The 19,798-nt window shown below is 69.8% G+C and carries 15 protein-coding genes; 5 read left to right on the forward strand and 10 right to left on the reverse strand.

Annotated features, from left to right (window positions below; translation table 11 throughout):
* The first annotated feature begins 335 nt into the window (after positions 1-335).
* A complete protein-coding gene (locus FNV62_RS44600) occupies positions 336-2,240 on the forward strand; it encodes an RICIN domain-containing protein (protein WP_318658484.1) in 1,905 nt (634 codons plus the stop codon).
* Between the two features lie 92 nt (positions 2,241-2,332).
* Here FNV62_RS44600 and FNV62_RS44605 read toward each other — a convergent pair whose 3' ends face one another.
* The 3 genes from FNV62_RS44605 to FNV62_RS44615 form a co-directional block, all read right to left on the reverse strand.
* Positions 2,333-3,586: a hypothetical protein gene (locus tag FNV62_RS44605; protein WP_060897646.1), complete on the reverse strand. Its 1,254-nt coding sequence runs from the start codon at positions 3,584-3,586 to the stop codon at positions 2,333-2,335.
* A gap of 229 nt (positions 3,587-3,815) precedes the next feature.
* Positions 3,816-4,535 carry a DUF4232 domain-containing protein gene (locus FNV62_RS44610; protein WP_144316139.1) on the reverse strand — a complete coding sequence of 240 codons (720 nt, stop codon included), beginning with the start codon at positions 4,533-4,535 and terminating at the stop codon, positions 3,816-3,818.
* 240 nt (positions 4,536-4,775) lie between these two features.
* Positions 4,776-6,167 carry a serine/threonine-protein kinase gene (locus FNV62_RS44615; RefSeq protein WP_144316140.1) on the reverse strand — a complete coding sequence of 464 codons (1,392 nt, stop codon included), beginning with the start codon at positions 6,165-6,167 and terminating at the stop codon, positions 4,776-4,778.
* A gap of 534 nt (positions 6,168-6,701) precedes the next feature.
* Between FNV62_RS44615 and FNV62_RS44625 the strand changes: the two genes are divergently transcribed.
* Positions 6,702-7,253: an RNA polymerase sigma factor gene (locus FNV62_RS44625; RefSeq protein ID WP_097287451.1), complete on the forward strand. Its 552-nt coding sequence runs from the start codon at positions 6,702-6,704 to the stop codon at positions 7,251-7,253.
* Between the two features lie 245 nt (positions 7,254-7,498).
* Positions 7,499-8,437 carry a hydrolase gene (locus tag FNV62_RS44630; RefSeq protein WP_144316141.1) on the forward strand — a complete coding sequence of 313 codons (939 nt, stop codon included), beginning with the start codon at positions 7,499-7,501 and terminating at the stop codon, positions 8,435-8,437.
* An 89-nt stretch (positions 8,438-8,526) separates the two neighbouring features.
* Here the strand turns inward: FNV62_RS44630 and FNV62_RS44635 are convergent, their stop codons facing one another.
* The 4 genes from FNV62_RS44635 to FNV62_RS44650 all read right to left on the reverse strand — a co-directional run bounded on the left by FNV62_RS44635 (position 8,527) and on the right by FNV62_RS44650 (position 15,433).
* A complete protein-coding gene (locus FNV62_RS44635) occupies positions 8,527-9,876 on the reverse strand; it encodes a jacalin-like lectin (protein WP_144316142.1) in 1,350 nt (449 codons plus the stop codon).
* A gap of 43 nt (positions 9,877-9,919) precedes the next feature.
* On the reverse strand, positions 9,920-11,305 hold the full coding sequence (locus FNV62_RS44640; protein WP_144316143.1) for a glycoside hydrolase family 43 protein: 1,386 nt from the start codon (positions 11,303-11,305) through the stop codon (positions 9,920-9,922).
* A 77-nt stretch (positions 11,306-11,382) separates the two neighbouring features.
* Positions 11,383-12,792, reverse strand: coding sequence for a glycoside hydrolase family 43 protein (locus tag FNV62_RS44645; protein WP_144316144.1), 1,410 nt, complete (start codon positions 12,790-12,792; stop codon positions 11,383-11,385).
* 91 nt (positions 12,793-12,883) lie between these two features.
* Positions 12,884-15,433: a beta-L-arabinofuranosidase domain-containing protein gene (locus tag FNV62_RS44650; protein WP_144316145.1), complete on the reverse strand. Its 2,550-nt coding sequence runs from the start codon at positions 15,431-15,433 to the stop codon at positions 12,884-12,886.
* Between the two features lie 237 nt (positions 15,434-15,670).
* Between FNV62_RS44650 and FNV62_RS44655 the strand changes: the two genes are divergently transcribed.
* Entirely contained in the window at positions 15,671-16,171 is a 501-nt protein-coding gene (locus tag FNV62_RS44655) for a hypothetical protein (RefSeq protein WP_375336809.1), read from the forward strand.
* A 200-nt stretch (positions 16,172-16,371) separates the two neighbouring features.
* Here FNV62_RS44655 and FNV62_RS44660 read toward each other — a convergent pair whose 3' ends face one another.
* Entirely contained in the window at positions 16,372-16,587 is a 216-nt protein-coding gene (locus tag FNV62_RS44660; RefSeq protein ID WP_054231621.1) for a dodecin, read from the reverse strand.
* A 137-nt stretch (positions 16,588-16,724) separates the two neighbouring features.
* Complete coding sequence (locus tag FNV62_RS44665; protein ID WP_143603951.1) at positions 16,725-17,933, reverse strand: MFS transporter; 1,209 nt, start codon at positions 17,931-17,933, stop codon at positions 16,725-16,727.
* Positions 17,934-18,003: 70 nt separating this feature from the next.
* On the opposite strand from FNV62_RS44665, the gene FNV62_RS44670 reads away from it, so the two are divergent.
* The gene (locus FNV62_RS44670; RefSeq protein WP_144316146.1) at positions 18,004-18,885 is read left to right on the forward strand and encodes a LysR family transcriptional regulator; all 882 of its coding nucleotides are present in this window, start codon (positions 18,004-18,006) and stop codon (positions 18,883-18,885) included.
* On the opposite strand, the gene FNV62_RS44675 is transcribed toward FNV62_RS44670, so the two are convergent.
* Positions 18,882-19,757: a LysR family transcriptional regulator gene (locus FNV62_RS44675; RefSeq protein ID WP_054231624.1), complete on the reverse strand. Its 876-nt coding sequence runs from the start codon at positions 19,755-19,757 to the stop codon at positions 18,882-18,884. The two genes, FNV62_RS44670 and FNV62_RS44675, sit on opposite strands and share 4 nt — an antisense overlap.
* Positions 19,758-19,798: the final 41 nt, after the last annotated feature.

The raw sequence follows: 19,798 nt of genomic DNA on the forward strand, positions 1-19,798 counted from the left end.
GCCTCGGCTGACGTTTGGTCAATCCGTCCGCGCGTGATGGTAAAGGGAAGGTGACGAGATCTCTTGTTTCGGCTCGGCGCACTGTGCAAAGGTGTGCCTTGTTGGCGTGCAGACAATTCGCTTCCTTCTGTACGCGCACGGTGTGCCCGCGCGCCCCTCGCTTCAAAAGAGCTGTCGGAGAGGGCGATTGCGGTAACAACCCCCCCCATGGGTAGTCCCTCCGCTTCGGCGGGCGGGCTACATACCCATTGGTATGGACTAATTCCTGCGTTACCTTTGGGAGGAAAGCGGACGTGAATGACGCAGCGGTGTCTCATTCCCCAACGCCCGGTCGCTTGTTCGAGGTTTCGGATGAGCGGCTCGCGGCGGACCTGAAGAAGAGCTCGGGGAACACGCCCGCGCACCATCCCGTCGGGGAACTCCTCGACCGCCACTGGGAAGCGGTCTTCGCCTACGCGCGCCTGTGCACCAACGGTGTGCGTCCCGCCGGAATGCTCACCACGGCCGCTTTCACCCGGCTGTTCGGTGAATCGCTGCGGCAGACCGGGCCGACGGCCGCCTGGCGGCCTCAGTTGCTGGTCACCGTACGGCGTATGACCGCCGAATGGCTCGGAGACCAACGACGGGAGATGCTTCATCCCGAATTGCTGGCCGATTCCGACAGCCGTGACCGGGTCATGGCGCGGCTTCTGCCGCCGGAGAACAGACGGCAGTTGTCCCGCGCGTTCCAGCGGCTTCCCGAGCCCGCCCGCTGTCTGCTGTGGCACACCGAGGTCGAGGCCGAGCAACTCGCCGTACCCGCCGGGCTGTTGGGCATCAGCGACGACGACGCCCTGGTGGAACTGCGGCGGGCCCGGGAACGCCTGCGCGAGGGCTGCCTGGAAATCCACCGCGAACTGGCACCGGAGGAGGAGTGCCGCCGCTTCCACCGGATGCTCGATGTGTCCCTGCGCCGCGGCGGCCTCGACCTCGACGCCGACCTGAGCAGGCACATGGGCCGCTGCCGGCACTGCCGTCACACCGCCGACCAGCTGAGCCGGTTCAACGGCGACCTCGCGCTGCCCCTGGCCGAGGCCCTGCTCGGCTGGGGCGCCGCGGCCTACCTCGACTCCCGCCCCGGACGCGTCGACGCGATCGTGGAAGTGACGGACGTCCCGGGCACCGTCCCGGTCGCGCACAGAATCCCTCCCCTTCCCAGCCACGCGCCCTTCGTTCCGGGCGAGCCCCCGCGCCCCGCGCCGCGCAGCCGCGCTTCCGGTGACTCCCGCCCGCCGACGCACAAGGCGCCCCGGCGCTCCTCCCGCCGCGCCCCGCGTCGCAACAACATCGCGCTGGCCGCGCTGACCGTGAGCGGAATGATCCTGGTCCCGCTGGTCCTGTGGGTCACCCAGAGCTCGGACGGCGCGCCCGGCACGGCCGACGGCGCCGGACCCTCGGGCTCGCCCAGTTCGGGCACGGCCAAGGCGCCCGGATCGAACCCGTCCTGGATAGGCACCGGCGACACGTCGAAGGGCGGCGTGCGCGGCCGGCTGCGCAACACCGAGACCGGGCTGTGCATCGGCATCGTGGGCAAGAAGCCGGCGAAGGGCGTGGAGACCGCGCTCACGCCCTGCTCCTCGGCGGCGAGCCAGGAGTGGTCGTACGAGGACGACGGACTGCTGCGCGACCTGGCCGCCCCCGACCTCTGCCTCGACTCCCACCTCGGCTACTCGGTCCAACTCGCTCCCTGCACCGGCGAGTCGCAACCGGGCACCAAGAACGTGCGCTACGACTTCACCCTCCAGGGCACGGTGGTGCCCCGCTGGAACCAGGACCTGGCCCTCACCCCCGCCTCCACCAAGGGCGAGGCGTCCGTGGTCCTCAAGGTCCGTGCGGAGGAGTCCGACCAGCACTGGACGATGGACACCTCGTCGCCCTCGCTCCAGATGGAGGCGGTCAACTGGGACTCCGCCGGGCAGACGAAGACATCGTCGGGTCAGGCCTCTCCCCAGCCGTCGAGGTCACCGTCGCCGACCGTGCCCAAGTCGTCGCCCCGGCCCTCGGCCGAGCCCTCGACACCCGCGCCCTCGACACCCGCCCACAGCTGCTCCCCGTACTACTACTGCGCGCCTCCGGGCGGACAGTACGGCGCACCCGGGTACGGGTACGGCTACGGAGATGGCTACGGCGGCTATGGGTACGGGGGTTACGGGGGATACGGCGGTTACGGACACGGCGGCGGCCAGGGCGGCCATCGCTGACCCGTCCTGTACGTCACACCGACCGCGGCCGGGCCACGCGCGCCTGGCCGCGGTCGTGTTCGTGTTCGTGGTGGTGGTCGGTGTCGGAGTCGTCAGGAACTCGCCGTGGCCGACTGCGAGGCCGCCGTGCCCAGGAACTCCGACCAGCCGCCGAGGGGCGACTGTCCCGGGTTGAGGGTGCGCAGCTTGCGCAGTACGGCCGGGTCCTGGGCCTCCAGCCACTGGACGAGCTGGCGGAACGAGACCAGGCGTACGTCGTCGTGCCCGGCGATCTGCTCGATGGCCTGCTCGACCGCGTCCATGTATATCCCCCCGTTCCAGCGTTCGAAGTGGTTGCCGATGAAGAAGGGGGCGCGGTTGCTCTCGTAGGCGCGGCGGAAGCCGGCGAGGTAGCTGTCGCGGGCCTGGGCACGCCAGGCGTCGTACATGGACTTGTCCCCGAGCGGGTTGGCGTGGGACTGGTTGGCCATCAGGTTGTAGTCCATCGACAGGACCTGGAAGGAGTGACCGGGGAAGGGTATGGACTGCAGCGGGAAGTCCCAGATCCTGCCGCCCTGGACCTTGCCGGGCCACATCTGCAGGCCGCCGGGGCTGCTGGCGTCGTACTTCCAGCCGAGGGAGGCGGCGGTCGGCAGCAGGTTGGACTGGCCCTCAAGACACGGGGCTCGGCCGCCGATCAGCTCCTTCTCGTAGTCGAAGGGGAACGGTTCGAGGTCGGTGAAGCCGGTGTTGGTCTTCCACTCGGTGACGAACTTCTTCGCCTGCGCGATCTCGCTGCGCCACTCGGCGGGGGACCAGCGCCGCACCCCGTCCGCGCCGCAGAAGTGGCCGTTGAAGTGGGTGCCGATCTCGTGGCCCTCCAGCCAGGCGGACCGGATCTGCTGGATCGTGGAGTGGATGTGCCGGTCGGAGAGGTAGCCGATCGCGGAGGCGCCCACGGGGTGCTGAGGCGGGCTGTAGAGGTGCTTCTTCGACTCGGGCAGTGTGTAGATGCCGCTGAGGAAGAACGTCATCGAGGCGCCGTGGTCGGCGGCGACCTTGCGGAAGCGGGAGAACAGCTTGTTGCTGAGCTCGCCCGCACCGTCCCAGGAGAAGACCACGAACTGCGGCGGGCGCTCGCCCGGCTTCAGCCGTTCGGCCTTCGGCTGCTTGGGCTGGGCCCCGGTGTCGGCGGTGGAGCCGTCGCCGATCAGTTTCGGCTTGGGGGACTTGCCGCTCGTGTCCCCCTCGGCGCTGCTGCCCACGGACCAGTCGTTCGCCGAGCAGGCGGTGAGCGCGCCCAGGCCGCCCAGCGCGCCCGCGGTTGCCGTCGCGGTCAGCAGACGCCTGCGTGAGATGCCGGTCATGATGAACCCCCGAAGTTTCTCGATCCGGCTCCCGCCCGTGGGCGGGAGCTTCCGTTCCTGTGACGCGCCGCTCTACGGGGTGCGTCAAACGGTGTGATGCGTGGATCGTCGGGAAAGGTCGCCGGGATCGGCACGTGTTGCTGTTCCGTGACAAACCCCGTCGATCCGCGGGGCGGACGGCGGGGCGGGGGAGCGGGGTGGGTGGCGGGGTCGGTGACGCGGGCCGGGGTCAGGCGCCGTTGCCGGCACGGACGACGGTCAGGGATACGGAAGAGGCGTTCCCCGACACGGGTACCTCGCCGCCCTTCCACGTGACCTTGAGCGGGTCCCGCTCGTCGGGCGGCGTGACGATCAGCGAGGCGGGCGTCGCCGTCTTCGCCCCGCTGATGCCCGGATTGGAGAACGTCAGCCCCGCCCACGCGCTCCGCCCCGGCGTCAGCGTGACCGTCGTCGGCGTATCGGCGGAGCGCCTCGGGTCGGGCCCGAGCTGCTTGCCCGACGCGTCGACGAACGCCGCCCCGGGGAAGCCACGCAGCGTGCAGGTGCGGTGGGAGGTGTTGGTGAGGACGACGGGGAAGTTCTCCTGACCGGCGCCCGGATTGTTGGCGCCGACCGTCGCGCGCAGCTCCGAGGTGTGGCATCGGGTACTGCCGGACGAGCCGCTCCCGGTCGAGGACGAGTTCGAGCTAGACGACGAGCTCGAGGCAGCTGCCGATGGTGTGAGGGAGCCGGTCGGGGCGGCGCCCGTTCCGGTGGTGTCCGTGGTCTTGTCGCCGGAGGCCGGCTCGGCCGTGCCGGAGAGCTTCTGCGGAGGACTGGCGGTGCCGTGGTCGGTGCCGCAGGCCGTGAGCAGGCCGAGCAGCGCGACACCCGCGACCAGCGCTGCCCTGTGGGTGGGGGAGGACGGGCGGCGGACGGGAACCGCGTCGCCGGGCCGGAAGGTCGCCATGTCAACACTCCTTGGAATTCACCGCACGCGCGCTGACTCGGCGTGCGGACGGCGCTCTGTGCTCCGTCATCAGTGTCCGATGCTCGGGCGCGTGAAAAAGTTCGCGGACCGGACCCGCGATTTCCGCGGGTCCCGGAACGGGGATCGTGATCCGGCGCTCGCAGGCCCCGGCGTCGCTGGTCAGTTTCCCGCTGGTCAGCGTCCCGTTGGTCAACCTCCGGCTCGTCAGTTTCCCGCTGGTCAGTCTCCGGCCCGTATGGAGCCGAGTACGCGGTCGGTCGTCGCGGCGTCGCCGGCGGCCTGGCGGATCTGGACGTACAGCTGTGGCTGCTGGTTCTCGCCCGCCGCGGTGAGCCCCGCCTCCGTGAGTGAGCCATGGCTGCCCGGACAGGCGTTCCAGGTGCGGATCAGCCCGTGCCAGTGCGTGCCCGTATAGGTGCGGCTGCCCTCGTAGTGGCAGTCGGTGTGGGCGATCGCCCCGACCCTGCCGCGCACGTCGCCGTGTGCGCTCAGGCCGACGAACACCCCGTCCACGCCCGAGCTCAGGTCCTGCCACTTCGCCAGGTCGTCCGTGACGGCGAGACCCGGTTCGTGCGTGTCCGACAGGCCCACGGTCCGCGGATTCCACCCGGAGTCGCGCAGTTGGCGGCCCCACCCGCCCGGAACCTCGACCGAGACCTGTCCGGAGGCGTCCTCGACCGTCACGGACGGGGCGTCGGACCCTCGGGTCACGAGCGCGGTGGTCACACCGGCCGCGCCGATCACGACCGCGGCGGCCACGGCCACCAGCACGGTCCGCCGACGGCGCCGGGGTACGCGGACCGTCCCCATCGACACCTGTTCGGCCAGCCGTTCCAACTCCACGGCCAGGCTCAGCGCCGTGGGCCAGCGCCGCTCGCGGTCGGGTTCCATGGCGCGCAGCAGCGCCCGCTGCACGTCCGGGGCCAGATCCGTACGCAGCCGTTCGGGTCGTACGACCTTGCCGGGCGGCCCGGGGACCGACCCCGTGACCAGGTGGTAGCCCAGAGCACCGAGGCTGTACACGTCGGCCCGCGCGTCGATGCCCGAACCGGGCTGGGCCTGCTCGGGCGGGGTGTAGCCCGCGGAACCGGCCGCCATCGTCAGCCCGGAGGCCTGCGCCAGGCTCTTGGCGAGCCCGAGGTCGGCGAGCAGGACGCGGTCGGCGCCGCCGGTGGAGGTGCGCAGCAGTACGTTGGACGGCTTGATGTCGCGGTGCACGATCCCGGCCTCGTGCAGCGCGGCCGCGGCCCGTGCCGCGAGGGCCGTCAGGCGCAATGCCTCGGCGATGGGCAGCGGCCCGGCCTCGATCCGGTCGTCGAGGGTGCCTCCGTCGGCGTACTCCATGACGAAGTAGGGCCTGCCGTCGGGCAGTTCACCGATGTCGTAGACCTGGACGACCCGGTTCGAGTCGGCCTTGCGCAGCAGCCGGGCCTCGGAGAGGAAACGTTCGCGGACATCGAGGTGGTCGGCCCAGTTGTCGGACAGTACCTTCAGGGCGACCACGGCCTCGAGCACCTCGTCGTGGGCCAGCCACACCACGCCGAAGCCACCCGCGCCGAGACGCCGGTCCAGACGGTAGCGACCGATCCGATCGAGGGGACCCCTCACCATGAACAACCCGTCGCAACGCCTGTGAGCCGGTGGGTTCGACCACGGTCGAGATGGCCTGGCATCTGTTCACCAGCGGGCATTTGCTCTCCAGGGCGGGGCGGATGCCACGAGCACGGCGCTGTGGCCGCTGTCCCTAGAGGGGTTGCTGCTCCTGGCAACGGTCGGGCTGTTGAAGCCTACCGGTCACGTCGGCCGCCGAGCACGCGGCACCATGTGGAGGGCGTTCGTCCTCGGTATCCCATGTGTCGTCGCAGATGGAGGCTTTATGGCGGACTTCGTAAGCCACCCGGCGCAGGCTGCCAGGAGAAGCCCGACGGAGAACGCGCAGGCCCCGAAGGAGCATGCCGACGGCGGTGGCCATCGCCTTTCACCTTTCACCCCGCCTCGCCGGCGTAACCGGGAAGGGGCGCGACCTCCGGGCTGTCCGACGGAGCAGGACGGAGGGAGCCCCCAGCCAACCGGGGCGCGCCGAACGACGCCGAGTGCGTGCAACTATGATGCCTGGCCTCTGATCGACACCGAGGGGAGCACCCAGTGCAGGACGCGGCGGCGACCGAGGAGCTCGCGCTGCGCGCGGCCTCGGGTGATCCGGCGGCCCTTGATCTGCTGCTCCAGGGGATCCGGCCGGAGGTAGTACGGCGCTGCGGGCGCTTCCTGCCCTGCCGCGAGGACGCCGAGGAGGCTGCGCAGGACGTCCTCCTCCAGGTGGCGCGGAAGATCACCTCATTCGAGGGGCGCAGCCGGTTCAGTACCTGGCTCTACACGGTCGTCGCCAACTGCGCCCGTCAGAAGTACCGCGAGCTGAAGCGGCGGGCCGCCGAGCAGCCGGACGCGATCGACGCCTCGCAGCACGTCGACCCGCGTACCACGAGCGTGATCGCCGGATCCCGCATCGACCTCCTGGAGGCGCTGGAGCGCCTGGAGCGCGAACACCCGCATCTGGTGGCGCCGTTGGTCTACCGGGACATCTGCCAGCTGGAGTACGCCGAGGTCGCCGAGCGTGTCGGCATTCCGCTCGGCACGCTCAAGTCCCGGCTGCATGAGGCGCGCAGGCAGGTCAGGCCCTGGCTGGTCGACGCGTCCTGACGGATCGGCGGCCACCTGCCGCGGTCAACCACCGCGCGAGCCGTCAACCGGCCCGAATCCCAAGCCGGTTGTGGCGCAGGGTAAGAGGTTGATGATAAGTCGCGGCAGGGTCTCCCGGCGGCCTTGATCATGTCGGTACTGTCCACCGTTGTGTCGAACGGCAGTCGTTCAACGGCCGTTCTACGCGCGCAGATCGGCGCCCCGCACCGCCCCTTCCCCCGCCCCCACCCATGGAGGAATGCCGGATGCTCACCCCCACAAGGCCCCGCCACAGACTCGCCGTCGCCCTCACCGCGCTCGGCGTGCTGCTCACGGGAGCCGCGCTCCAGACGACCACCGCCGCCCCCGCGCACGCGGCCACCACCCATCGCGTCCTGTTCGACAACGGCCACGCCGAGACGGCGGGCAACGCCGACTGGATCATCTCCACCAGCCAGCCGAACCCGCTGAGCGAGGACTCCTCGCCGTCCTCCGAGACCGACTGGACCGGAGCCCTCTCCTCCTGGGGTGTGGCCCTGCAGAAGACCGGCGACTACAGCCTGGACACGCTGCCTTCGGGCTCCAAGCTGACGTACGGCGGTACCTCGGCCACCGACCTGTCGAACTTCGACACGCTGGTGCTGCCCGAGCCCAACACGCTCTTCACGACCGCCGAGAAGACCGCGATCATGACGTTCGTGAAGAACGGCGGCGGTCTGTTCATGATCTCCGACCACACCGGCGCCGACCGCAACAACGACGGCTACGACGCGGTGAAGATCCTCAACGACCTGATGACCAACAACAGCGTCGACTCCACCGACCCGTTCGGCTTCTCCATCGACTCGCTGAACATCACCTCGGGCTACCCGGCGGCGATCAGCGACAGCACCAACGCCGTCCTGCACGGCTCGTTCGGCACCGTCACCAAGAGCCTCATCGCCAACGGTACGACGGCCACGCTGAAGCCCGCCGACAACTCGGCGGTCAAGGGCCTGCTCTACCGCTCCGGTTACTCGGGCAACACCGGGGCCTTCTTCGCCACCAGCACCTTCGGCAGCGGCAAGGTCGCCTTCTGGGGCGACAGTTCGCCGATCGACGACGGCACCGGCCAGTCCGGCAACACGCTCTACGACGGCTGGAACGACACCGGCGCCACCAACGCCGCCCTCGCCCTGAACGCCACCGAGTGGCTTTCCTCGTAGGCGAGCCGAGCCTCGTGAACGATTCGAGCAAGTGAGCCCGTGGCCCCTGGTGTGCGCACACCAGGGGCCACGGGCTCGGTCGTGTCCGGTCAGCGCTGGGTGTAGATGAAGCCGATCTTGTCGACCTCGTCGCCCGTGCGTCCGTGGAACCCGGCGATCTGCCAGCCCGACGGCGCCGTGCGGGTCACGCAGTCCGAGGTCGTCGTACCGCCCGCCAGGCTGTTGCCGAGGTTGGTGGTGAACTTGGCGTAGAAGATCCGGGTGTTGCCGTCCTTCGCGCCCTGGCACAGCTGCGCCGAGGTGACGTACTCGCCGCTGCCGAGCGTGAGCGAGGAGGCGGTGTCGCCCGTGCCGCCGTGGGTCAGCGTCGTGCCGTTGCTCAGCGTCAGGCCCATCTGGTCGACGCGCGAGCCGCTGCGCAGGGTGAGGGTGGTCGCCCTGGCCCCGGCCGGCACGCTGTCGATGTCGTTGAAGTAGTCCCCGTGCGGGCCGCCGAACTGGTCGCTCAACTGGAAGGAGGGGTTGCGCGACCAGGTGAACTTGGCGGTGATCGGGTCGTGGTCGGAGAGCATCAGCCCGTCCGAGGTCAGGAAGCTCGCGTGCTCGTTGTTGTAGCTCGTGGCGTTGAGCGTGACCAGCTTGCTGCCGCGGTACAGGATCTTGTCCACGACCTCGCAGGTGTTGGGCACGGTGGCGCCGGTCTGGTCGCAGACCAGCGCGTCGCTGCCCTTGGCGGGCGGGGTGCCGCCGCGGATGAGCTTGACCCAGGCGTCGGTCAGGCCGTTGGCCGCGCCGAACTCGGCGATCGTGTCGCCGGCGCGCGTGTAGCGGGTGTTGGTGTCACCCATGACCACCACGGCGTTGCCCTTGGAGTGGCTCTGGATGAAGGCCGTGAGCTGGTTGAGGTTGTCCGCCCGCGAGGCCAGGTCGCCGTCGTTCGTGCCCGCGTTGGTGTGCAGGTTGTAGAAGTCGACGTAGACGCCCTCGGCCAGCCGTTCCCGCATGAACGTGAAGCCCTTGGGGGTCAGACAGTCGCCCGAGTCGATCTGGCAGGAGTTCCAGTGCACCCGCTCGAAGTCGTCGCTGTCGTAGGAGATCTTCGACAGGGTGTTGAGCCCGCTGCCGATCCCGGCGCCACCGCTGGTGGGTGTGCGGTAGGCGTGCGTGGTGTCGCCCGCGTAGAGATAGGCGTGGTAGTTGAAGTCCTCCTCCACGTGGACGATGTCGTACGGGCCGAGCCGCTGGCCTATCGCCGTGGTGCTGGTGTCGCGCGGGGTCGGGGCGCTGGAGAGGGCCGCGGGGAGTCCGGCGACGTTGTAGCTGAGCACGTTGAAGGTGCCCGAGTCGGCGGCTGCCGCGGCGGGGGCGGTCGCCGTGAGTCCGCCGAGGGCCGCGGCTGCCGCGGCCAGTGTGGCGAGAACTCTTCGGAGAGGTGACATGGGGGTGTCTCCTGGTGACTGGGTACTGAGGGATGACGGGGCGTCAGTAGCCGACCGAGAACGTGGCGTCGGCCTTGTCGGTGCTGGTGGAGATGGGATCGATGCGCAGAACGTAGTTTGCGTGGCGGATGTGACGGTCCGGATAGTTGAAGGAGCGGAAAGATGACCAGGAGGTGTCGGCCAGGCCCGCGGTCCGGTAGAACGTGGCGTCCTGCGCGAACGTCGTCGTGCTGTCGTTGACGTCCAGTTGCAGCTGGTAGTTGTAATGCCTCAGATAGCGCGTGGGATAGCTGACGGACTGAAAGGACACCCCGGAGCTGTCGGCGAGCCCCGGCACGAGCTTCCACTCCGCGTCGGTGTACGGGTCGAACGGGTAGGCGTCGATCCGGCCGACGTAGTTGACGTGACGGACGTAACGGTCCGGGTAGTTGTAGGACTTGATGCGATTCCAGCCCGGCTTGCCGTACGCCGCCACGAGGTTGTCGTACTCGGTGGTGGTGATCGGCTGGATGGTGCCGTGCTTGGAGTTGACCGGCTGGGTGTAGAGCCGCTGGTCGACCGCGGTCCAGGTGCCCGCGGCCAGGTCGCCGGTCTGCCAGGCGTAGAAGACACCGTTGGGGGTGTAGGTGTCTCCCCAGAGGTACCAGGTGCTCGACGTCTGGGACTTGACGAGGATCGGGGCCTCGGTGCCGCCGTGTGCGACCGGTGTGCTGAACACGGTGAAGCTGCCCGGGTCCAGGGAGGTCGACTTGGCGCCGACCAGCGTCTGGTCCTTCTTGAAGTAGAGGTAGTTGACCCCGCCGACGCCCACGGCCAGGTCGCCGTCGATGATGTCGTAGCCGGGGTCGAAGAAGACCTGAGCCGTCGACGCGGTCGCGAAGTCGGTGGTGTAGTTCACCATGATGACGTTGTGGCCCGTGGAGTTGACGGCCGAGTAGATGATCCCGTACTGGCCGCGTCCCGCGTCCCAGTACGCCTCAGGGGCCCAGCTGTGGGTGGCCATGTCGTGCAGCTTCAGCCGCCGGTAGCCGGTGAAGGAGCGCAGGTCGGCGGAGTCCCAGACATGGATGTACTGGCTCTGCAGGCTCCAGTCGGTGCCCTTGAGGTCGGTGGCGAGCACGACGAACGTGCCGTCCTGCTTACGGAGGATGAAGGGGTCGCGCAGGCCGCCGGTGCCCCCGGTCGGGGTCACGACCGGGTTGTTCTGGTTCAGCGGCATCCACTGGAGCGAGTCGGTGCTGACGGCGAGGTGGAGGCCGTAGTCGTCACCGAGGCCGTTCGGGGACTCGGTGAAGTAGCCCATCACGTACGCGGATCCGGTCGCGGCGCGGGCGGACGGGGCGCCGATCGCGAAGGAGGTGGTGAGGGCGGCCATCGCCCCCAGCACGGTGCGGCGGGACGGCTGAAGGGGGCTGGGGCTGTCGCTCATCAGGTTCATCTCCCTCTCTTCCTCGGCTGAGGCTGAGGCCGTGGATGTGACTGTGGATGTCGATGCGGCTGCGGCGGTCATGCCCAGGCCGTCACGGGTACGAAGGAGCTGTCCTGGCGGAAGAGGTCGGTGCCGTCCGACACGTCCACACGGAGCTGGTAGTTGTAGTGGCGCAGGTAGTAGCCCGGGTAGTTGTACGACTCGAAGCGGACGGCGCCGTCGGGGGTGCCGGTGCGGATGACGAACGTGGCGTCCTTGGCGAACGTCGACGTACCGTCGTTGGCGTCGAAGCGGCCCCGGAAGTCCCAGTGGCGCAGGTAGTTGCCGGCCGCGTCCCGGAAGGAGTACGCGTTCGCGTCGGCGAGGCCCGGCAGCACGGTGAAGGTGGACGCCTGCTTCTCGGCGGTGGTGCTGGAACTGCTGACCACGGGCAGGTTGAGCAGCGCGGACTGCTCCTGCCAGTAGCGGGTGGAGTAGTTGCCCGACCGGAAGGAACGGGTCACGCCCGTGGCCAGGTCGACACCGCCGGACACCGTCTCCTTGATCACGGTGAAGTGGCGGGCCGTTCCGGAGATGCCCGGCAGCTTCTTCGGGGCGGTCCAGGTCGCGAAGGTGTCGTAGCTGTCGCTGTAGTAGTAACTGCCGTCGCCGTAGCCGTCGAAGAAGATCCGCCAGGCGCCGTTGTCGAGCTGGATCACCGAGGGACCCTCACGGGTGCCGCCCCAGCCGGCCCAGTCGCCGGTGCGGGTGATGGTGTACGGCCCGGTCAGGCTGGAGGCGGTCGCGTACTCGATGTACTTCGTCGTCTCGTTCTTCGGGAACGCGTGGTACGTGGAGCCGATCTTCACGATGAACGTGTCGATGTGGTTGGCGCCGATGCCGGACAGGGCAACGGGAGAACTCCACGCGGTGAGCGCGGAGTTGGCGGCCTTCATCACATACGGCGTGAAGATCCACTCGTTGTCGGTGGTCGAGCAGGACACGATGACGTTCACGCTGCCGTCGCTGTCGACGAACCACTCGGGCGCCCACGCGCGGGACAGACTGGTGAGCGGGACCGTGTAGTCGTACAGGAAGGTCCAGTTGGCCCGGTCGGAGCTGCGGGCGAAGCCGATGGTGGTGCTGACGTCCTGCCAGGTGTGTGTGGTGTAGGTGAGGTAGTAGTAGCCGTCGGTGTGCTTGAACACGCTGGCGTCGCGGATGCGGTTGCTGGGCGGGGTGTAGGCGGAGGACTTGACGAGCCGGAAGTCGGTCGCGTCGTCGGACTGGTACACGTTCACGGTGCCGTCGTCGCTGTTGAGGAACGGCACGATGGTGTAGCGGGTGGCCGAGCCGTGGGCGGGGGTGGCCGCGGCGGCCGAGCCGAGCAGGCCGGGCAGTTCGCCCAGCACGAGTGCGGTCGCGGGTATCGCGACCATCGCGCGCAGCAGACTGCGGCGGGACGGGTCGAGCGGCGTCGAGGACGCGTTCCGGTCGGGGGTGATCATTTTTGCGGCTCTCCTTGTTTCTGTTGATCCGGATGGGGCGCGGCGGCTCCGCGTCCCCACCCGTCCTGCGCACACGTCGAGGTGCCGTCGCCTAGGCCTGGGCCAGGGCGGCGACCTCCTCGGCCGTGAGGGTCTTGCCGTACACACGGAAGTCGTCGACCGCACCCCGCAAGAAGGGGTCGGCGTACTGCGACCTGCCGAGGTACCCGGCACGGATGTGATTGCCGAAGTAGCGCGGATCCACCGTGACCTGGGCGTTCCGTCCGACCTCCTGCCCGTCGACGTACAGGACGGCGGTCCCGCCGCCGTACGTCACCGCCACATGCACCCAGCGGTCGGTGGGCAGCGGCGCGGAGTCGATGCGTTGCTCGGCGCCCGCGCCCCCGGCGGTGATGGCGTAGCGGAGGGTGCCGTCGCCGCTGAGCGGGGTGAGGAACATGTTGGCCGTGACGCCGGTGCCGAGGTCGAACACCCGGCTCCAGACGCCGGGTTGGCCGTCCAGCCGCACCCAGGTGGCCAGCGTGTAGACGGCGGCGCCCGCGAGGAGGTCGTCGGCCAGGCGTACGTACCCGTCCGTGCCGTCGAGCGCCACCGCGCCACCGTCGGCGCCGGCCACCGTCCATGCGGCACCGCCGACGAGCTGGGCCGCCTTCCCGTTCCCGGTGGCGTCGGCGGCCGTGCTCCCGGAGGTCTCGTCGAAACGATGCCAGGCGGCGAACTCCGGTGGCGGGGGCGGCGGTTCACCGGTCTGCCAGTACACGGAGTAGTGCTGGTGGTGCACCCGGGAGATCGGCAGCAGTGAGACGTCCTCGCCGTCGGCGCGGGCGGTGAACCGCAGCGGCTCCCGCGACTCCTGCCGTACGGATCCGGTGTCCAGGCGCGGCAGCCACGGCGTCGCCCGGTCCCCGTACGCCCCAGCCAGGACCACCGGGCCGTGCAGTACCGCCTGTACGTCGGGGTCGTCGGGCGTGGGCTCGACGACCGTGCGCATGGGCAGTGACACCTCGACCCGGTCCCCGGCGCGCCACTCCCGGTCGAGGGTCAGCCAGCTGCCGGGCTCCGGACGGTCGGGCAGAGCTCGGCCGTTGAGTGTCGCGCGGGCGTCCGCGGCCCAGGACGGGATACGGACGAGCAACTGGTGCGCGGCCCGTCCGGCGGTGACGGTCAGCACGGTCGACGACCGATCGGGGAAGGAGGTGGTCTGCCGCCAAGTAATGTTCCTGTCCTGCCAGTTGACCTGCGACGGGATGAACAGGTTCACCAGCAGCCGATGCCGGTCGTGCGAGTAGACCGTGTCGGCGAACTTCGCCTGTGTCTCGATGCCGGTGCCGTGGTCGCAGGAGAAGTTGTCGTAGTCGGTCGAGTACGCGTCCGGGTCGGTGCCCATGAAGGACGGCTGCTGCTTGTAGGCGCCGGGGCCCAGACCCGTGTAGTAGATGTTGAAGCCGTGCGCCGAGTCCGGGTCCTGCTCACCGAGCATCTGGTTGAACAGGGTGCGCTCGTAGTAGTCGAGCAGATCGGTGCGCCGAGGTGTGCGGAAGTGGAGCAGCCGGGTCAGCTTCAGCATGTTGTAGCTGTTGCAGTTCTCGCAGGTGTTGTTGGACAACTGGCCCGCGATGACGCCCGGTTCGTGAAATCCCTCGCCGTTGCTGTTCCCGCCGATCACGTAGGTGTGGTGGTCGGTGACGATCTGCCAGAAGTTCTCGGCGATCGTGCGATAGCGGTCGGGCAGACCCTCCTCCCACAGGCGCAGGGCGCCGACCATCTTGGGGATCTGGGTGTTGGCGTGCAGCCCCGCGAGCTTGTCCTCGTTCCTGGCCAGCGGGTCGAAGACGCGGGCGTGTGTGAAGCGTTCGGCCACGGCGAGCCACTTGGCGTCGCCGGTGAGGGCGTGCAGATCGGCGAAGACGTCGTTCATGCCGCCGAACTCCGTCTCCAGCACCCGCTGCATCTGCTCGTACGACAACGGCTCGGTGCGCCGGTCGACCCACTCGGCCTGGCGCAGCACGACGTCGAGGGCCTGACCGCTGCCGGTCAGCCGGTGCTGCTCGACCAGCCCGGCCATGATCTTGTGGATCGTGTAGTACGGCGCCCATACGCCGGTCCCGGCTTCGAGGCGGTCGAAGAAGCTCTCGGGGAACGCGGACAGATAGCCCGCGCCGAAGCCCGCGGCGGGGGAGGCGGCCTGGCACTCGGCGAGCGCCGCGACGAGCCGGTGGCCCTTGTCGCGCAGGGCCCGCTCCCCGGTGTTGGCGTAGGCGAGGGCGAGCCCGGAGAGCAGATGGCCGGTCGAGTGGCCGCGCAACTCGACGCTCGGGCCCTCCCAGCCACCGCACGGCTGGGCGGTGCTGGGCAGGCCGACGTTCGTACGGAAGGTGTGGAGCAGCCGGTCGATGTCCACGAAGCGCAGATAGGCGGAGTTGCGCTGCTGGTTGGCCCGGAACGCGCTGTCCAGGAGGGTCACCGAGCCGAGGGGGAACGGCTGGACGGGTGTGGCGGCGTCGTGGGCGACCGGGGCGCCCGAGACGGTGGTCCCGGTCGAGGCGTGGGCCGTGCCGCCGCCGGTCGCGGCCAGGGTCATCGCGGCCGTGGACGTGCCGGTGACGGCGAGGAAGTGGCGTCTGTCGAGTGGGGGGTTCACGAAGACCTCCGCATGCCGAAGAACCGGGCGGTGGTGTCCCGTCACCACCCTGCTCTCGTTCGAAATACCGAATGTTGTGCGACATGCTGTGCAACATGCAGTGCGAGGCATCACGGTAAGGGCTTGCTGGGTGATGTGAATAGTGCTTGTGGTGAAGGAAGTTGGCGGGAGAGGACCGCGTGTTCACAGGGGCGGGCGGCGGCTGTGGTGTGCCGGGTGTCAGAGGCGCTGTTTAGGGTGGTCCGCGTGACGCAGAAGACCAGCAGACCACTCGCCGTGTTCGACCTCGACGGCACGCTCGCGGACAGCGCGCACCGGCAGCGGTTCCTGGAGCGCAAGCCGCGGGACTGGGACGCGTTCTTCGCTGCCGCGCCGCAGGATCCGCCGCTCGCGGAGGGGGTGACCCTGGCGTTGCGCAGCATGGAGGAGTGCGAGGTGGTCTATCTGACCGGTCGTCCCGAGCGCTGCCGCCGCGACACCGTCGAGTGGCTGGCCGCGCAGGGGTTGCCCGCGGGGCGCGTCTGGATGCGACGCAACGACGACCGCAGGCCCGCCCGTCACACCAAACTGGACGTCCTGCGCCGGCTCGCGCGCGACCGTGAGATCCACGTCCTGGTCGACGACGACGAACTCGTCTGCGACGAGGCGGAACGGGCCGGCTTCAGGGTCGTCCGAGCCCGCTGGGCCACGGCGTCCGCGGCACTGAAGGACGCACAGGAGCGGGAGGGACGGACCTAGGGGTCCGTCGGGGGAGTTGAGGGGGCGGCTCAGGTCCGCCCGAGATGCCGCTTCCCCCATGGGCCGCCCTGCCCAGGCCCTGTCGTCACATCCCTGTCCGCCCGGCGACGCCCATGCGACGACAGGATCCAGGGCCCCGTTTCCGAGGGGCCCTGGGCGAGGTGGCCATGGGTCTCCCGGGCTTCAGAAGGCCCCGGGGCTCAGGCGCCGTCCTCCAGGCGGAAGCCGACCTTCAGGCCGACCTGGTAGTGCTCGACCTCCCCGTCCACGATCTGCCCCCTGACCTGGGTGATCTCGAACCAGTCCAGGTTGCGCAGGGTCTGCGAGGCCCGGGAGATCCCGTTGCGAATGGCCTGGTCGACGCCCTCGTGGGAGGTGCCGACGATCTCGGTGACCCGATACGTGTGGTCGGACATGCGGGTGCTCCTCTCCGCCGTGGCGGGTGCGCCACGCGTCACTCCACGGTGCCTCACGGCGCGGCGGTGCGCGAGACGTCGGGGCACCGTGGGTGACCCAGGCGTATGTGGCGGCGGGCGCAAGCCCATTCGACGCCTCAGGCTGCGTCCCGCCATTGGGTCCGTGCGGCGACAAGGAACAGCAGACCGGCCGCAGCCATGGCGACGCCGACCCAGGCGGGGGATGCCCAGCCGCCGCCGAGGTCGATCGCGACGCCGCCGAGCCAGGCGCCGAGTGCGTTGGCCAGGTTGCCGGCGGCGTGGTTGCCGGCGGCGGCGAGCGTCTGGGCGTCGGCCGCCACATCCATGAGCCGGCTCTGCAGGCAGGGCACGATCGCGAAGCTCGTGCCGATCGTGAACACTCCCACGACCGCGCCGACGGGGGACGTGGAGACCACGGCGAACACGGCCAGGAAGGCGGCGAAGACGGTGAGGATGACGAACGGGGCGCTGTCGGGAAAGCGGTCGGCGAGGTATCCGCCGGCGAGGTTGCCGACGACCATCCCCAGACCCCAGACGGCCAGTACCGCGGGCACGGCACCGGAGGGAAGGCCCGCGCGGTGTGTGAGGGTGGGGGTGATGTAGCTGTAGACGGCGAACATGCCGCCGAGGCCGACCGCGGCCGCGCCCAGCAGCAGGAGGACGCCGGGCCGCAGCAGGGCCCGCAGGGCCCGGGCGCCCGTTGTCGGTTCCGGCTGGCCGGACTGGGGGACGCACAGCCGGATCAGCGCGAAGGTCACACCCGTCACGACGGCCACCAGGCCGAAGGAACTGCGCCAGCCCAGGGTCTGGCCCAGCCAGGTCGCCAGGGGCACTCCGCCGACGTTGGCGATGGCCAGGCCGAGCAGGATGCGTGCGACGGCGCGGGCCCGGCGGTCCGGCGGGGACAGTTCCGCGGCCACCAGTGAGGCGACACCGAAGAAGGCACCGTGCGGCAGGCCGGCGAAGAAGCGCGCGGCAAGGAGCGTCGGGAAGCCGAAGGCCAGGGCGCTCAGCAGGTTGCCGACAGTGAAGACCGCCATGAGACCGAGCAGCAGTCTGCGCCGTGGAATGCCGCCGCCGAAGACCGCGATCAGCGGTGCTCCCACCACCACTCCGAGTGCGTAGGCGCTGATCAGCCATCCGGCACGGGGAATCGACACGTCCACGCCCTGGGCGATGGTGGGCAGCAGGCCCATCGGGGTGAACTCGCCGATGCCGATGCCCAGACCACCCAGTGCGAGGGCGAAGAGTGCCCAGCCGAGTCCGAAGGGTGTCTGCGGCGCTGTCTCCTGGTCGGTGGGCTGGTAGCTCTGTGTCGAACTCATGTGCACAGCATCAGGACCCGAATGATATGAGTCAAAGTGATGACCGGCATGTATGTCATAGAATTTATTCATGGGAACACTCAGGCAGATGGAGTACCTCCTCGCAGTTGTCGAAGAGGAGTCGTTCACCCGTGCCGCCCATCGCCTCTCGGTGTCCCAGGCCACGCTGTCGCACCAGCTCAAGGCCTTGGAGGAGGCGGTCGGACAGCCCCTGGTGGAACGTCTGCCGGGTCGCGTTCTGCCGACCCAGATGGGCCGCGAATACCTGCCTCACGCGATCACCGCACTACGGTCCGCGGCGGCCGCGCGCCGCGCCATCATGACGGGCCACGACGGCGAGCCGGTCTCCCTGCGGCTGGCGGTGCTCCCCTCGCTGGCCTCCGGAGTCCTGCCCGGCGCCATCCGCGCCTGGCGGGACGCCCACCCCGACGCCGAGGTGTCCATGCTGGAATTCCTTGACGGTGACCGGCTGCCCAGGGAGATGTTGCGGGGTGTGGCGGACCTCGCCGTCGGTCCGGTCCCGGACGGCTGGCCGGGCGAGGTGTACCCCCTGTACCGGGAGGAACTGGTGGTGGTGCTCCCTGCCGACGACGTTTGTGCCGACGCCACCGGCACCCCCCTGGACCTCGCGCTGCTGGCGGATCGGGACTGGGTCCTGCACTCCGAGAGCAACCCGTTGGCATCCCTGGTTCTGCGAGCGTGCGCACGCGCGGGGTTCACCCCACGGGCGGCCGTCTCGACCCACCACCCGGCCGCCGCGGTTCGGCTCGCCGCCGCCGGGCTGGGGCCGGCACTGGTTCCCCGCGCGTCCGTGAGCGATGACGTCGCCGTCACCTGGCGCGTGCCACGACCCGAGGTCGGCTGCGACCTGGCGGCCTACACACGCGGACCTGCTGCGCCGCACGTCATGGCATTCGTACGGGCTCTCGGCGGCACGGAGTTGGGACGTTAGAGCGTGCCGTGCTCGGCGAGCACCTCGATGAAGGCCAGCGCCGCCGGTGACGGATCGGGGCGGGTGAAGGCCGCGAGTTCCCGCAGCACGGGCGGATCGGGACGACGCGCATGTCCCGCGAACCGCTGCGGGATCATGTTCCCGGGAACAAGCGCGGGCCCGAGCCCCGCGACGGCGAGCTCCACCGCCGTGTCGGTGTAGTGGATGCGGGCCGCCACCCGGGGAGTGAACCCCGCCGTCGCGCACGCTCCGTCCACCACCAGGCTCAGGCCGACCTCCCGTGCGTAGAGCACCCAGGGCCGGTCGGCGAGTTCTCCCAGCGCGACGACGTCCGAGTCGCGGGAGAGCAGTGGGTCGTCACTGGGCAGCACGATCAGGAATTCCTCGTGCCCGAGTGTCCGCACCGGCCCCCTCCAGGTACTGGACGGAGGTCCGACAGCCACGTCCGCACCACCCCGGTTCATCGCCTCGGCGAGCAGCTCGGCGTGCGTGTACTCCTCAAGTCGTACCGGCACCAGAGGGTGCGCTCGGCGCCAGACCGTGATGGCTGCGGGAACGATGCCGAGCGTGACGGACTGGAGCGTCGCGAGGCGCAACTCGCCCCCTGCCAGGAGCCCGGCGGCCCGCGCCGCCGAGTCCGCCTGCCGCGCACTTGCCACCGCAGCCGCCGCATGGCCCAGGAAAGCCGCCCCCGCGGCTGTCAGCCCCGCTCCTCCCGCGCCGCGCTCGAACAGCACCGCTCGCAAGCTCTGCTCGAGATCCCGGATCTGGTGCGACAAGGCGGGCTGTGTCACCCCGAGGCGCCTGGCCGCCTCGGTGAAGGATCCCTCCTCCGCGACAGCGATCACGTACTCGAATTGGCGCAGCGTCACGCCCCAAGCTTAGAGTCCCGGCCTCGCCGGGCTGACCGGCG

The sequence above is a fragment of the Streptomyces sp. RLB3-17 genome (assembly GCF_007113425.2).
Classification (GTDB): domain Bacteria; phylum Actinomycetota; class Actinomycetes; order Streptomycetales; family Streptomycetaceae; genus Streptomyces; species Streptomyces mirabilis_D.